Annotated in this window: 12 protein-coding genes; 8 read left to right on the forward strand and 4 right to left on the reverse strand. The window is 71.5% G+C overall.

Going from position 1 to position 14200, the window contains the following annotated elements:
• Positions 1-107: 107 nt before the first annotated feature.
• Genes HUT12_RS00350 through HUT12_RS00370 form a run of 5 tightly spaced genes read left to right on the forward strand, consistent with a single transcriptional unit; the run spans position 108 to position 6948 of the window.
• Positions 108-1487: an FtsW/RodA/SpoVE family cell cycle protein gene (locus tag HUT12_RS00350; protein WP_236145568.1), complete on the forward strand. Its 1380-nt coding sequence runs from the start codon at positions 108-110 to the stop codon at positions 1485-1487.
• Positions 1484-2989, forward strand: coding sequence for a penicillin-binding protein 2 (locus tag HUT12_RS00355; protein WP_131051378.1), 1506 nt, complete (start codon positions 1484-1486; stop codon positions 2987-2989). The genes HUT12_RS00350 and HUT12_RS00355 overlap by 4 nt, the downstream gene beginning before the upstream one ends.
• 1 nt (position 2990) lies before the next feature.
• Positions 2991-4406 carry a serine/threonine-protein kinase gene (locus HUT12_RS00360; RefSeq protein ID WP_176092221.1) on the forward strand — a complete coding sequence of 472 codons (1416 nt, stop codon included), beginning with the start codon at positions 2991-2993 and terminating at the stop codon, positions 4404-4406.
• Entirely contained in the window at positions 4403-6259 is a 1857-nt protein-coding gene (gene pknB / locus HUT12_RS00365; protein WP_176092222.1) for a Stk1 family PASTA domain-containing Ser/Thr kinase, read from the forward strand. The genes HUT12_RS00360 and pknB overlap by 4 nt, the downstream gene beginning before the upstream one ends.
• Entirely contained in the window at positions 6256-6948 is a 693-nt protein-coding gene (locus HUT12_RS00370) for a vancomycin high temperature exclusion protein (RefSeq protein WP_176092223.1), read from the forward strand. Before pknB ends, HUT12_RS00370 begins: the two co-directional genes overlap by 4 nt.
• A 135-nt stretch (positions 6949-7083) precedes the next feature.
• On the opposite strand, the gene HUT12_RS00375 is transcribed toward HUT12_RS00370, so the two are convergent.
• From HUT12_RS00375 to HUT12_RS00385, 3 genes are read right to left on the reverse strand one after another with little or no spacing between them, the layout of a single operon-like run.
• The gene (locus HUT12_RS00375) at positions 7084-7734 is read right to left on the reverse strand and encodes an aminodeoxychorismate/anthranilate synthase component II (protein ID WP_131051374.1); all 651 of its coding nucleotides are present in this window, start codon (positions 7732-7734) and stop codon (positions 7084-7086) included.
• Between the two features lie 5 nt (positions 7735-7739).
• Positions 7740-8039: a hypothetical protein gene (locus tag HUT12_RS00380; RefSeq protein WP_131051373.1), complete on the reverse strand. Its 300-nt coding sequence runs from the start codon at positions 8037-8039 to the stop codon at positions 7740-7742.
• Positions 8040-8041: 2 nt separating this feature from the next.
• Positions 8042-8908 carry a class E sortase gene (locus HUT12_RS00385; RefSeq protein ID WP_131051409.1) on the reverse strand — a complete coding sequence of 289 codons (867 nt, stop codon included), beginning with the start codon at positions 8906-8908 and terminating at the stop codon, positions 8042-8044.
• On the opposite strand from HUT12_RS00385, the gene HUT12_RS00390 reads away from it, so the two are divergent.
• On the forward strand, positions 8898-9311 hold the full coding sequence (locus tag HUT12_RS00390) for a hypothetical protein (protein ID WP_176092224.1): 414 nt from the start codon (positions 8898-8900) through the stop codon (positions 9309-9311). The two genes, HUT12_RS00385 and HUT12_RS00390, sit on opposite strands and share 11 nt — an antisense overlap.
• A 1062-nt stretch (positions 9312-10373) precedes the next feature.
• Here HUT12_RS00390 and HUT12_RS00395 read toward each other — a convergent pair.
• A complete protein-coding gene (locus tag HUT12_RS00395; protein ID WP_131051693.1) occupies positions 10374-11174 on the reverse strand; it encodes a DUF881 domain-containing protein in 801 nt (266 codons plus the stop codon).
• Positions 11175-11395: 221 nt separating this feature from the next.
• Here HUT12_RS00395 and HUT12_RS00400 point away from each other — a divergent pair, with 221 nt between their 5' ends.
• Positions 11396-11659 (forward strand): cell division protein CrgA, encoded by a 264-nt coding sequence (locus HUT12_RS00400; protein ID WP_131051694.1) that lies wholly within the window; start codon positions 11396-11398, stop codon positions 11657-11659.
• A 265-nt stretch (positions 11660-11924) separates the two neighbouring features.
• On the forward strand, positions 11925-14126 hold the full coding sequence (locus tag HUT12_RS00405) for a (Fe-S)-binding protein (RefSeq protein ID WP_131051695.1): 2202 nt from the start codon (positions 11925-11927) through the stop codon (positions 14124-14126).
• The last annotated feature ends 74 nt before the right edge of the window (positions 14127-14200 follow it).

Below are 14200 nucleotides of genomic sequence, written 5' to 3' on the forward strand. Positions count from 1 at the left end.
CCGCAGCGGCCACTCCGGCAACCTCGCCCGCCAACGCGGGCGAGCGTTCCGGCGTACGCCAGGCCCGGTCCCGACGCAACGCCGAGCTGTCGCTGCTGTTGCTGGCGATGGCCCTGGTCGCGGCGTACGGGGCGATGGTCGAGGCGAACGTGCTCGACACGGTCACCCCGACCTTCTGGGTGCCGGCCGCCGCGCTCACGGCGGTGTTCCTCGGCCTGCACCTGGTGATCCGGTTCCTGGCGCCCTTCGCCGACCCGGCCCTGCTGCCGGCGGTGGCCCTGCTCAACGGGCTCGGGGTCGGCTTCCTGCACCGGCTGGACCTGGCCCGGTCGGCTCCCGAGGACCGGGTCGACATGGCCACCTTCGCCGGCACCGGCGGGCGGCAGTTGGCCTGGACGCTGGTCTCGGTGATCCTCGCCGCCGGGCTGCTGGCCCTGATGCGCGACCACCGTTCGATCTCCCGGTACGCGTACACGCTGGGCCTGGCCGGCATCGTGCTGGTCATGCTGCCGGCCGTGCTGCCGGCCAGCATCTCCGAGATCAACGGTGCCAAGCTCTGGGTACGCGTCGGCAGCTTCTCCATCCAGCCCGGCGAGTTCGCGAAGCTCGCCCTGCTGGTCTTCTTCGCCTACTACCTGGTCCGCAAGCGCGAGGTGCTCTCGCTGGCCAGCCACCGGTTCCTCGGCATCGACTTCCCGCGCGGCCGTGACCTCGGCCCGGTGCTCGTGGTCTGGGTGATCAGCCTGCTCGTCCTGATCTTCGAGAAGGACCTGGGCACCTCGCTGCTCTACTTCGGCATGTTCGTGGCGACGGTGTACATCGCCACCGAACGGGTCAGTTGGCTGCTCATCGGTCTGGTCCTCTTCTTCGGCGGCGCCTACCTCGCGTACGTGCTCGGGGAACTGGTCGGTGGACCGTTCGCGAACTTCTACGTCCGGGCCGAGATCTGGCTCGACCCGTTCGCCGAGCCGTACGACTCCGGCTACCAGTTGGTGCAGGGGCTGCTCGCGCTCGGCACCGGCGGGATGTTCGGCGCCGGACCGGGCGGCGGCCAGCCGCTGCTGCTGCCGGAGGTGCAGAACGACTTCATCTTCGCCGGCCTCGGCGAGGAGATCGGCCTGTTCGGTCTCTCCGCGCTGCTGGTGATCTATCTGCTGATCGTGGAGCGCGGCCTGCGGGCCGCCATCGCGGTCCGTGACTCCTTCGGCAAGCTGCTCGCCGGTGGCTTGGCCTTCACCCTCGCGCTCCAGGTCTTCGTGATCGTCGGCGGCATCAGCGGGCTGATCCCGCTCACCGGTCAGACCACTCCCTTCCTCTCCGCCGGTGGCTCCTCGCTGATGGCGAACTGGCTGCTCGTCGCGGTGCTGCTGCGGGTCTCCGACGCCGGGCGGCGCCCGGTGACCGGGGTCGGTGGCAAGGTGAACCGTCCGTCCGGCGGGCCGCCCGAGCAACTGCACGGTGCCCCCACGGAGGTGATCAAGCCGTGAACGCACCCCTGCGCCGGGTCGGCGTCGTCGTCATCGTCCTGTTCGCCCTGCTCTTCGCGAACCTGAACTGGATCCAGGCGTACAAGGCCGACGAGTACCGCACCAGCGACTACAACGGCCGGGTCCAGGTCGCCGAGTACGAGCGCCGTCGCGGCAACATCGAGGCGGGCGGCACCGCACTGGCGGTCAGCAAGGAGACCGAGGGCGAGCTGAGGTTCCTGCGGACCTATCCGGGCGGGGCGAAGTACGCCCACGTGCTCGGCTACAAGCCGGTCAACCTCGGCGACACCGGGATCGAGCGCTCCGAGAACGACTTCCTCGCCGGCACCAGCGACCAGCTCATCGCCAACCGGATCAAGGACATGTTCACCGGCGACCGCACCGCCGGCGGAAACGTGCTGCTCACCCTCTCCAAGGGGGCCCAGGACGTCGCGTACGACCAGTTGCGCAACAACAACCGGGGGGTGAAGAAGGGCGCGGCGATCGCCATCGACCCGAAGACCGGGGCGGTGCAGGCACTGGTCTCCATGCCCAGCTTCGACCCGAACCCGCTGGCCAGCCACAACACCAGCGAGGCGACCAAGGCGTACAACGAGCTGGAGCAGGACCCGCAGCGTCCGCTGCGCAACCGCGCGCTGGCCGAGGTGCTGCCGCCGGGCTCCACGTTCAAGATGGTGGTGGCCGCCGCCGCGCTGGAGAACGGGATCGGCAAGGACACGAACATCCCGGCCGGCCCCAGCTACACCCCGCCCACCTCCGGCGAGGCGATCACCAACGCGGTGCCGTCGATCTGCCCGCAGTCGCAGGTCACGCTGATGAAGGCGGTCACCGACTCCTGCAACACCGGCTTCGCCAAGCTCGGTGTGCAGCTCGGCCCGGACGTGATCAAGGAGAAGGCCCGGCAGTTCGGCTTCGAGCAGGAGGACCTGACCGTCGGCCGGCTCGGCGAGGGCGGCCAGTCGGTGGCGGCCAGCCGTACCGGCGACATGCTGAACCCCGACGGCGGGGCCGACCCGGCGGCGCTGGCCCAGTCCTCCATCGGGCAGCGCGACGTGCGGATGAGCCCTCTGGAGGGGGCGTTGATCGCCGCGGCGGTCGCCAACCAGGGCAGCCAGATGCGGCCCTACCTGGTACGCCAGCTCCTCGGGCCGGACCGCACCACCGTCTACGACCCCGCCCAGCCGCGTGAACTGCGCCGGCCGGTCAGCCGTGAGGTCGCCGCCGACCTGCGGGACATGATGGTCAGCGTGGTCGAGAACGGCACCGCCCGCTCGGCACAGATCAACGGCTACACCGTGGGCGGCAAGACGGGCACCGCCCAGTCGGCGCCGGACCGGCCCGACCACGGCTGGTTCATCGGTTTCGCCATCGACTCCAACGGGGAACCGGTCTCGGCGGTCTGCGTGCTGCTCGAAGAGGCCGGCAGCGGCGGCAGCGCAGAGGCGGCCCGGATCTCCGGGCAGATCATGCGCGCCGTCATCGCCGACCGTGGGGGGCGTTGACATGCTCAGTCCGGGAGTTCAGCTCGGTAACCGCTACCGTCTCGACGAACGCATCGCCAGCGGCGGCATGGGCGACGTCTGGCGCGGCCTGGACCAGGTGCTCGGCCGTACGGTCGCGGTGAAGAGCCTGCTCCCGGCGTTGATGGACGAGCCCGGTTTCGCCGAGCGGTTCCGTGGCGAGGCTCGCACCATGGCGACGATCAACCATCCGGGTGTGGTCGACGTCTACGACTTCGGCAACGACCAGCAGATCGCCTTCCTGGTGATGGAGTACGTGGAGGGCGACCCGCTCTCCGCCACGCTGAGCCGGGTCGGTCGACTCACCCCGGCCCGGACGATGGCGTTGGTGGCGCAGGCCGCCGACGCGCTGCACGCGGCCCACCTCAAGGGGATCGTGCACCGGGACGTGAAGCCCGGCAACCTGCTGGTCCGGCCGAACGGCACGCTGGTGCTGACCGACTTCGGCATCGCCCGCTCGGAACTCGTCGGCCAGCTCACCGCCGCCGGTTCGGTGCTCGGCACCGCCTCGTACATCTCGCCCGAGCAGGCCACCGGTCAGGTCGCCACCCCCGCCTCGGACGTGTACGCCCTCGGCGTCGTCGCGTACCAGTGTCTCGCCGGACGCCGTCCCTTCGAGGGCGACAACCCGCTCGACATCGCCATGCGACACGTGCGGGAGACCCCGCGACAGTTGCCGTCCGACATCCCGCCGCAGGTCTGCGCCCTGGTGGAGCGGGCCATGGCGAAGGACCCGAAGGACCGCTGGCAGAGCGCCGCCGCGCTGGCCGGGGTGGCCCGGCAGCTCAAGACGGCACTGTCCCAGCAGGCGCGGGCGGGTGGGCAGAAGGCCAACCCGATCTCGGCCGCTCCCGCCTCACCGGCTCCGGGGCGCGCCCAGGTGCCGACGCCGCAGCCGCCGCGTCCTCCGGCGGCACCGCACTCGACACCTCCCGGCCGCCCACCGGCTGTGAACCACCGGCCGCCGATGGCGGCCCGTCACCCGGCGGCGCAACCGCTCCGTCCCACGACCGTCGCTCCGGCCGTCCCGGCGATGCCGGCTGGCCGACCGATGCCACCACCCAACAACTATCAGCGTGCCGCCGCCACCCCGCCGCCCGGCTACCAGCTCCGACCCGCTCCACCACAGCAGGCGCCCGGACGGTCGCGTTCCGGAGTGCTGTTCCTGGCGGTGATGCTGGGCGTGCTGGTCCTGCTCTGTTCCGGCGTGATTTCCTACAAGGTGCGACTGAAGAACAGCGCCGACCTGCCGGTCGGGGTCTCTGTGCAAACGGTGTCGTCCGTCGTGCGTGGGTTCGACGGGCGAGACGATCCGGCCGGTACGGCGTACCGTCGACTGGATCAGCCCCGTGGAGGCAGCCACGAGACGACGACGAGCGAAGGACGACGGACGCGATGACAGCGCAGGCCCGCCTGCTCGGTGGCAGGTACCAGGTCGGCGAGCTGCTCGGTTATGGCGGCATGGCCGAGGTGCATCGTGGTCGCGACCTGAGGCTCGGTCGGGACGTGGCGATCAAGATGCTCCGGACCGACCTGGCCCGGGACGCCACCTTCCAGATGCGGTTCCGTCGGGAGGCGCAGAACGCCGCCTCGCTCAACCACCCGGCCATCGTCGCGGTCTACGACACGGGTGAGGAACAGGCGCCGACCGGCGAGACCCTTCCGTTCATCGTGATGGAGTTCGTCAACGGGCGCACCCTCAAGGAGGTGCTCGGCGCCGAGGGCCGGCTACAGCCCCGGCGGGCGCTGGAGATCTCCGCCGACATCTGTGCGGCGCTGGACTTCAGCCACCGGCACGGCATCATCCACCGCGACATCAAGCCCGGCAACGTGATGCTCACCCAGACCGGCCAGGTCAAGGTGATGGACTTCGGCATCGCCCGGGCTCTGGCCAGCGGTGCCACCACGATGACGCAGACCAGCGCGGTCATCGGCACCGCGCAGTACCTCTCCCCGGAGCAGGCGCGCGGCGAGGCCGTGGACGCCCGCTCCGACGTGTACGCGGCCGGCTGCGTCCTCTTCGAGCTGGTCTGCGGCCACCCGCCGTTCGTCGGCGACAGTCCGGTCAGCGTCGCGTACCAACACGTCCGGGAGACCCCGCCGACGCCGAGCGACCTGAACCCGGACGTCAACCCGGCGGTCGACGCGATCGTGCTCAAGGCGCTCTCCAAGAACCCGCTCAACCGTTACCAGAGCGCCGGCGAGATGCGTGCCGACATGCTTCGGGCGGCGGCCGGTCGTCCGGTGATGGCGACGCCGGTGATGCGCGAGGACGAGACCGTCGCCATGGCCCCGTCCTCGGGCTACTCGTCGGGTGGGGCAGGTGGTGCCACCCAGACGCGGCAGATCCCCGCCCGGGTCGGCGACCCGCGCCAGCGGCGCGCCTCGTCCTGGCTGATCGCCATGTTCGCCGCGCTCGGCGTGCTCGCGGTGATCGCGCTGGTCGCCGCGCTGCTGTTGAACCAGCGCGATGACGAGGACACTCCGGTGCCCACCCTCACCGGGCTCACGCAGCAGGACGCATTCGCCCAGATCGAGCAGAACGGCCTCACCGCGGCGCTCGGCGACCCCGTCCTCTCCTCCGACTGCAAGAAGGGCGCCGTGGTCAGCCAGACCCCGGCCGCCGGCGAGCGAGTGCAGCCGAACAGCACGGTGACCGTGCAGATCTGCGACGGGAAGCCCGTGGTGACCATCCCGGCCGTGGTCGGTGGCACCCAGGAGTTCGCCGAGCAGCAGCTCAAGGAACTGAAGCTCGACGTGGACGTCAAGGAGGACAACAACGCCGCGCCCGAGGGCCAGGTGTTGGCGATCGATCCGGGCGTGGGCGAGCGGGTGGAGGAGGGGAGCAAGGTCACTCTCACCGTCTCCAAGGGCAACGTGGTCCGGGTGCCGGACGTCGCGAACCTCACCGAGGACGAGGCGCGTAAGAGGCTGCGGGACGCGGGCTTCGAGGTCCGGGTCGAGCTCGGTCGTGAGGTGCCTGCGGACCAGGCCGGACGGGTGCTCGACCAGAACCCGAACGCCAACACCCAGCGCACCAAGGGCAGCAGGGTGACGATCACGATCTCCGTCGAGGAGGAGGTGGAGGACCCGGACCCGCCGACGCCGACGCCGCCGACCGGGTCTCCGAGCACCCCGCCCCCCGACGAGGACGACGGTGGTGGCGGCAACGGTAACGGTGGCGGCAGCGGTGGTGGCGGTCAGGTCATGCCGAGTCCGGGCTTCCCGCCGTTCCGGTTCCCCGGCGAGTGACCGAACCGGCCCCGGCCGGTGTCCCGGTGCGGTGGCGACGCCGCCTGATCCGGGTCGCCGTGCTCCTCGCGGTCGCGCTGCTGCTGGTGAGCGTGCCGTGGTTCTGGACGACGGTGTCCGCGCGCGGACACGTCCACACCGAGGCCGACGCGCCGAGCGTCGACGTGGTGATCGTCCTGGGCACGGCGGTGACCGAGAACGGGCAGCGACCCGGCATCCGGCTCGCCGGACGCCTGGAGACCGCCGCTGAGCTGGTACACAGCGGGCGGGCCCGGGTGGTGCTGGTGTCGGGTGACGGTGGCGGGACGTCCGGGGACGAGCCGGCGGCGATGGCCGCGCACCTGACCGGGCCGCTCGGTGTTGACCCGCAGCGCGTCGTCACGGATCCGCACGGCCTGGACACGTACGACACCTGCCTGCGGGCACGGGACGTCTACGGAATCGAGCGGGCCCTGATCGTCACGCAGTCCTACCACCTGGACCGGGCCGTGACGCTCTGCCGACATCTCGGCATCGACACCGACGGGGTCACCGCCCGCTGCACCGGCTGCGGATCGAGCCTGCTGGCGCAGAAGGCGGCCCGTGACTACCTGGCCAGCGGCAAGGCGGTCCTGGACGCGGTTCGCCACCGACCGCCTGCGGTCAGCTCGCCCGCCGACCCGAGCGTCACGGACGCGCTGCGTCGATGACCGCTCCGGTGATCCGACGGGCGGGTGGCCGCTTCGGCCGATCCGGGCGCTGGGCCACCCGGCACGGCGGAGGCCGCCGGTCGGTGACCGCTTCGCTGTACCGGTGACGGACCGGCGTCAGGCGGCGGCTCGGCGTCAGGTGGTGGCGAAGGCGGCGCGGCGGCGGGTGTCGACCTCGGCGGCCAGCGCGGGGGCACGGTCCAGCGCCTCCCGGTAGCCGCAGCCGGCCAGCCAGTTCGCCAGCATCAGGTGGCCGCCCTCGGTGAGCACCGACTCCGGGTGGAACTGCACACCCTCGACGGGCAGCGTCCGGTGCCGCATCGCCATCACCACGCCGGACTCCGTCCGGCCGGTGACCTCCAGCTCCTCCGGCAGCGTCTCGGGCAGGACGGCGAGCGAGTGGTAGCGGGTCGCCGTGAACGGGTCGGGCAGACCGGCGAGTACGCCGACCGAGTCGTGGCGTACCTCCGAGGTCTTGCCGTGCAGCAGTTCGGGTGCGCGGGCGACGGTGGCGCCGTACGCCTCGCCGATCGCCTGGTGACCGAGGCAGACGCCGAAGATCGGAATCTCGCCCGCGTACCGGCGGATCACGGCGAGGCAGATGCCGGCCCGGTCGGGGCTGCCCGGTCCCGGTGAGAGCAGGATGCCGTCGGCACCGACCCGTCCCACCTCCGCCACGTCCATCTCGTCGTTGCGCCGTACCTCGCACTCGACGCCGAGCTGGCCGAGATACTGCACCAGGTTGAAGACGAACGAGTCGTAGTTGTCGATCACCAGGACGCGCATCGGCCTCACTCGTCTTCGTCCGGCGGCGGGGTGTTGTTCCGGTCGGTGTCGTACGGCAGGTCGTGCTCGTCGCCCGGCGGGGCGTCGGAGGGGTCCCCACCGGGCACCACGTCACCGCCGGGTACCCCGGGACCGTCGTCCTGCTGGGTCACCTGGACGTCCTCTCCGGTGAACGGGAGGTGTGGCCCGGCCCAGGGGAACACCACGTACCAGAGCAGCGCCACCGCGGTGGTGGCGAGCAGCAGACTGCCGACGAGTTTGCCGGGCACCCCGAAGGGCAGCTTGCGCCAGATCCAGGCGTACATGGTCAGGCTCCCAGCTCCGCCGGGCGCCCCTCGGCCTTCGGCTGCGTACGGGTCAACTCGGCGTGGACGATCAACCGCTCGTAGTTGTCGAACTTGGGGTTGCAGGTGGTCAGCGTCAGCATCCGTTTGGACGGCCGGACCCCCGGCCGCCCCGGCACGGGCGCGACCACCTCCACCTGGGACGGCTTCACGATGTGGTTCTCGGTGACCTGGTAGACGTACCAGTCGTCGCGGCCCTCGACCACGATGGCGTCACCGTCGCGCAGCTCGTCCAGTCGCCAGAAGGTGGCCCGGTTGCGGTGCCCGGCCACGGAGAAGTTGCCGACCTGACCGGGCAGGGCGCTGTCCGGGTAGTGGCCCGGCGCGTACCGGATGTCCTCCTGGCGGACACCCTCGACGACGATCCACTCCTTCTCGAACTTCGGAATGTAGAGCCCGGCGATCGGCTTGCCGTTGACCGGCGGTTTCGGGGACGCGGACGCCGAGGCGCTGGCCGAGGGAGCCACCGTCGGGTCGCCCTCGGGCCCCCACGCCTGCGCGAGCTGCTGGCTCAGCTCGCCCTGGTGCGCGTCGACGATCGCCGACTTGCCCCAGATCTCGTATCCGGCGAAGAGGAGCACCACCAGGCCGAACGTGATCAGCAGTTCGCCGCTGAAGCGCAGACTGGTGCGGACCCGGGACCACGCGGACGGCCGGGTCAGCTCGGAGTAGACGCTCTTGTAGCCCTCGTCGGTCTGGTGCGGCCGGAGCTGCACCACCCGGTCGCCGCGTCGCGGCTTGGGTGCCTCGGCCCCCTTGTCGGCACCGTCAGCCGGGTCGTCGGTCTTCGGCGGCCGGGGTACGGCTCCCATCAGGGCGGTGGAGTCCATCGCGGGCGGGGTGCTCGGCCGGGTGCCGGTGATCGCCGGGATGAGGGCGGTGGCGCCCGGGTCGGCCGGTCGCCCGCCGTCCGGGCGGGAACCGCCGGACGCCCCGCCGGGCGGCGACAACGCCGGGGTGGTGCCGGTCGGCGACGTCGGGCCGCCGCGCGTCGGCGAGGAGGGGGTGCCTCCCGTCGGTGGTGGCGTGGAAGCTCCCCCGGTCGGCGACGACGTGGGCGGACCGCTGGTCGGGGAGGTGGCGGAGCGGGCCGGGCCGCCGATCGCCGGCATCAGCGCCGTCGGCCCCTCACCCGCCCAGCCATGCTCGGTGGGCTGCCCCGAGGCTGAGGCGTCGCGGCCGTCCCGGTTTCCCGCCCGCCATGCTGCGGGCGGCGGCGGGCCGGCGGGCTGAGACGTCGGGTGCTGCCCCGCCGGGTGCTGCCCCGCCGGGTGCTGCCCCGCCGGGTGCGGTGACGTCGGGTGCTGCGGGGCGGCGGGCTGCGGGCGGGTGGGCTGCGCCGCCGGGTACGGCGATGCCGGGTGCTGCGGAGCCTGGTGCTGCGGGCGGGTGGGCTCCGACGGCGGAAGCTGCCCGGGCTGCGTACCGTGCCGCGCCTGCGCCGGGTCGAGACCGTGCCGGGCGTACGGCGACTGTCCCGGTCCGACAGGTGGGGTCTGGGTCGGTGGGTGACCGGGCTGGGGTGTGGCCGGTCGCACCGGGCCGGCATCCGACCGGGGTGGGCCGGCCCCTGGCGGGACGGAACCGCTTCCCGAAGGGGCCAGGCTGGGTACGTCCGGGTGCGTGGATCTGGGGCCTTGTGGCGGTGACCCGGCATCGGGCGGGGTCGGGGCGGCGGGACGCCGAGCCTCGAAGGCCCCGCGCCACGGGGTCGGACCGACGGGGATGTCCGGTTCGCCGGAGGGCAGGGGCACGCCGTTCCACTGACCGGCGCCGGTCGGGCTCTGCCGTCGAGCGGTTCCGCCGACCGGCGGCACGTTCGGCGACGGGCCCCACTGCCCCGGCGTCCGCTCCTGGCTCGGCGTCCGGTCCTGCCCCGGCGTCCGGTCCTGCCCCGGCGTCCGGTCCTGCCCCGGTGCGGCATCCCAGCGGCCGGGTGCTCCGGAGCCACCCTGGCCGGTTGGTGTGCCGAAGCGAGGACCCGGTCCGCTCTCCGGCGGGGCGGAGGTGTCCCAGCGGCCGGGCGTGCTGTTCCACCGACCGGCCGGGCCGGTGTTCTCCGCGGAGCGGGTGTCGCCCGTCTCGGACGGCCGGGTGCCGGGTGGGACCGGCGGACGGCGCTCGGGCCCGACCGACGATCGGGTGTCTGGCGTGGCGGCGCGACGGCTGTCGGGCGTGGCCCGGGGGCGGCTGTCGGGCGTGGCCGGGTCGGGCCGCTCGACCTTCGGCAGGAAGGCGGTGGATTCGTCGGCCTGGTCGCGGTGCCGGCCGTCGGGGTGCGTGCTCACTGCGTGCTCACCTCGGCACCGTCGCCGATCGCAGGGTGGTCGAGTCCTCGAACGCGGGCACGGTGACGGGGCCGGGAAGCTCCTGGTAGCCGAGCTGGTAGTTGTCGACCGCGTCCCTGAACCACCGGACTCCCTCGGAAGCGGCGAGGGCCTGCCGCAGTGCGGCGGGGTCGCCAATCGCTACGATCTTGAACGGAGGGGAGTACACCCGGCCGTGCAACAGCAGGGTGTTACCCACGCAGCGTACCGCGCTGGTCGCCAGGACGCGGACGTTCATGATTGACATGGCCTCGGCGCCACCGGCCCACAACGCGTTCACCACGGCCTGGACGTCACCCTGGTGCACGACAAGATCGTCGTTGGTGGCCCCTTCGGGCAGGTTGTTGAGCCGGGGCGCGTCGTCGAGCACGACGGTCATTCCCGAGCCGGTCAACTCCGTGAAACCGGCGGTGCCGAGGCTGGCGGTGCCGCGTTCCTGCTGCTCCTTGATCGGCCCGTCCGAGTCGGCGAGGTCGGCCGTACGGCTCTCGACCTCCTTGCGCAGCGTCGCGGCGCGCTCCTCGTTCGCCGCCACCTGGGTGCGGCGGTCCTCGATCAGCTCGGTGAGCTGCGGGCGTCGGTCCTCACGCAGGTTCGTGCCGCCCGCCGTGGTGGCGGTGGTGGTGAAGAGCAGGCCGGCCGCGGCGGCGATCAGCGGTACGCCGATCGACCAGCCCGGACGGCGCTGGCGGGGCCGGCGGGGCAGCAACCCGGCGACGAGTCGTCGCAGCGCCTTCTGCCACGACGCTGCGCCGGACGTGTACTCCACGGCCGTTCCCCCTTGTCCTCCGGCTCCGGCACCCGAGGGTGCGGCGGAGCGACAGTCGCCCGCCCGTCCGATTCCGGGATGCCGGGCATCGGTCTGGCCTCATTCGTGGATTGGACGGGCCTTCCGGACTACGCTAGCTGTCGAACATTATTGGCCATGGACCGTCGCCCTCGCGCCCGGTTGTCAGGCCGGACGAGGTCGTAACCCCTCTGGAGAGCGTCGTGCCCAAGTCTCAGGTCCGCAAGAAGAAGGTGTACACCCCGCCCACGGACGTGCGCCCGACGACGACATCGGCGTCCCGCAAGCCGAGCCCGGTCTGGCTGCCCGCCACGGCCGTGTCGCTGATCGCCTTCGGCATCGCGTGGCTGGTGGTCTACTACCTGTCCGAGCAGGAGTACCCGGTCATGGAGCTCGGGTACTGGAACCTCGCGATCGGCTTCGGCGCGATGGTCGCCTCGCTGATCCTGCTCTCCCGCTGGCGCTGATTCCCTGCTCAACGGCCACCTGCGCAGGCCCCGACCGAGCGGACTCGGCGGCGGCCTCCTAAGGTGTGCGCAGGGCGGCGTGGCCCAGGTGCGAGAAGTCTCACGTTACTGCTGAGTAACCTTGCGCGTAAGCTGCATCGCATGACCGAGTGGACCGAGGTCATCGACCGATCCGGGTCGAGGTGCGGCACCCTGGGGTGACCAACCGCACCCCGACCCCGGTCGCCGAGCCGCTCGACAGGCAGCAGACCGGGAGGCCAACTCGATGGGCAGCGTCCAGATCGTCACCACGATCCTCGCGGCCGCCATCACCGCCGTGGCGGTGTGGCTTGCGGTGCGTGCGGTCTCGAAGATGTTCGCCGTGATCCGGCTGGGTCAGCCCGACCCCGCCCGCTCGGGCGACCACGTCGCGCGGACGAAGACCATGCTCGCGGAGACGGCCGGGCACACCCGGATGCTGCGCTGGAGCGTGGTCGGCGCCGCGCACTGGTTCGTGATGGTCGGCTTCCTCGTGCTGTCGCTGCTGGTGCTCGAGGCGTACTTCGAGGTGGTGTCGCCGACCGCCGGGCTGCCGCTGGTCGGTGGCTGGGCGCTCTACGGACTGGTCACCGAGTGGATCGGCATCCTCGGTGTCGTCGGCATCGTGGTGCTGATCGCGATCCGGGTGGCCAACCGTCCGAGCCAGGCCGGACGCCGGTCGCGGTTCACCGGCTCCACCATGTGGCAGGGCTACTTCGTCGAGGCCGTCGTCCTCGCCGTCCTGGTCATGGGCTTCCTGATCCGTGGCTTCAAGGTCGCCACCGACCACTTCGAGTACCCGACCTGGGCCACCCCGCTGAGTCACGCGGTCGGCTCGGTGCTGCCGGACTGGGAGTCCGGGGTCAGTGTCGCCGCCCTCATCAAGATCGCGATTTCGATGACCTGGCTCATCGTGATCTCGCTGAACGTGACCATGGGCGTCGCCTGGCACCGCTTCCTCGCCTTCCCGAACATCTACTTCAAGCGGAAGCCCGGTGCCTCCGGCTCCGGACTCGGGCCGCTGCGGCCGATGACGAGCGAGGGCAAGCCGCTGGACTTCGAGGAGGCCGATCCGGAGAAGGACCAGTTCGGCGTCGCGCACGTCGAGCAGTTCACCTGGAAGGGCCTGCTGGACTTCAGCACCTGCACGGAGTGCGGCCGCTGCCAGTCGCAGTGCCCGGCCTGGAACACCGGCAAGCCGTTGTCGCCGAAGCTGCTGGTGCTCAGCCTGCGCGACCACGCGTACGCTAAGGCGCCCTATCTGCTGGCCGGCGGCGGTAAGGACCTCACCGGCGAGGAGAAGGCCACCGCCGCGCAGCTCGCCCACCTCGACGTGCTGGCCCTCGCCGAGGCGGAGAAGCCGCTGATCGGCGACGCCGAGGCGGGCGGCGTGATCGACCCGGACGTGCTCTGGTCGTGCACCACCTGCGGCGCCTGCGTCGAGCAGTGCCCGGTGGACATCGAGCACGTCGACCACATCGTCGACATGCGCCGCTACCAGGTGCTGATCGAGTCGAACTTCCCCTCCGAGGCCGGCGTGATGCTGCGCAACCTGGAGAACAAGGGCAACCCCTGGGGCGCGCCGCAGAACACCCGGGAGGACTGGACCAAGGGCCTCGACTTCGAGGTGCCCCGGGTCGGCGAGGTCGAGGACTTCGAATACCTGTTCTGGGTGGGCTGTGCCGGTGCCTTCGAGGACCGCGCCAAGAAGACCACCCGGGCGGTCGCCACGCTGCTGAACGAGGCGGGTGTCTCGTTCGCCATCCTCGGTGAGGGCGAGACCTGCTCGGGCGATCCGGCCCGCCGGATCGGCAACGAGTTCGTCTTCCAGATGCTCGCCCAGCAGAACGTGGAGACGCTCAACGAGGCGTTCGAGGGTCGCGAGAAGGCCAAGCGCAAGATCGTCGCGACCTGTCCGCACTGCTTCAACACCCTGGGCAACGAGTACGGCCAGCTCGGCGGCGAGTTCGAGGTGGTGCACCACACCCAGTTGCTGGCGCACCTGGTCGCCACCGGCAAGCTGACCCCGGTGCAGCCGGTCGACGGCGGCGTCACCTATCACGACCCGTGCTACCTGGGCCGACACAACCGGGTCTTCACCCCGCCACGCGAGGTGCTGGGCAGCGCCGTCGGCGCCGACAACGACCTCGTCGAGATGCCGCGCAACAGCGAGCGTTCCTTCTGCTGCGGCGCCGGTGGCGCGCGCATGTGGATGGAGGAGCGGATCGGCAAGCGGATCAATGTGGATCGGGTCGAGGAGGCCATGTCCACCGGTGCGAAGACCGTCGCGGTCGGCTGTCCGTTCTGCTCCACGATGCTGAGTGACGGAGTGAACGGCAAGGGCGCCGGCGACCAGGTCGAGGTGGTCGACGTGGCCAGCGTGCTGCTGCGTTCGATCAAGCCGGAACAGGCCCGGGGCGCCGAGGAGGGCGAGCCGGTCGCCGGTTGACCAGCGCGAACGTCGGGACGTGTCGGGCATCTGTACGGATGCCGACACGTCCCGATTTTTATATTGGCGTAGAT

Origin of the sequence: Verrucosispora sp. NA02020 (assembly GCF_013364215.1) — a bacterium.
Classification (GTDB): domain Bacteria; phylum Actinomycetota; class Actinomycetes; order Mycobacteriales; family Micromonosporaceae; genus Micromonospora.

Bases quoted from the DNA above. Each gene is read 5' to 3' on its own strand.
- pknB (WP_176092222.1), top strand. From the start codon at position 4,403: ATGACAGCGCAGGCCCGCCTGCTCGGTGGCAGGTACCAGGTCGGCGAG.
- HUT12_RS00375 (WP_131051374.1), bottom strand. From the start codon at position 7,734: ATGCGCGTCCTGGTGATCGACAACTACGACTCGTTCGTCTTCAACCTG.
- HUT12_RS00380 (WP_131051373.1), bottom strand. From the start codon at position 8,039: ATGTACGCCTGGATCTGGCGCAAGCTGCCCTTCGGGGTGCCCGGCAAA.
- HUT12_RS00360 (WP_176092221.1), top strand. From the start codon at position 2,991: ATGCTCAGTCCGGGAGTTCAGCTCGGTAACCGCTACCGTCTCGACGAA.
- HUT12_RS00405 (WP_131051695.1), top strand. From the start codon at position 11,925: ATGGGCAGCGTCCAGATCGTCACCACGATCCTCGCGGCCGCCATCACC.
- HUT12_RS00385 (WP_131051409.1), bottom strand. From the start codon at position 8,908: ATGGACTCCACCGCCCTGATGGGAGCCGTACCCCGGCCGCCGAAGACC.
- HUT12_RS00350 (WP_236145568.1), top strand. From the start codon at position 108: ATGGCCCTGGTCGCGGCGTACGGGGCGATGGTCGAGGCGAACGTGCTC.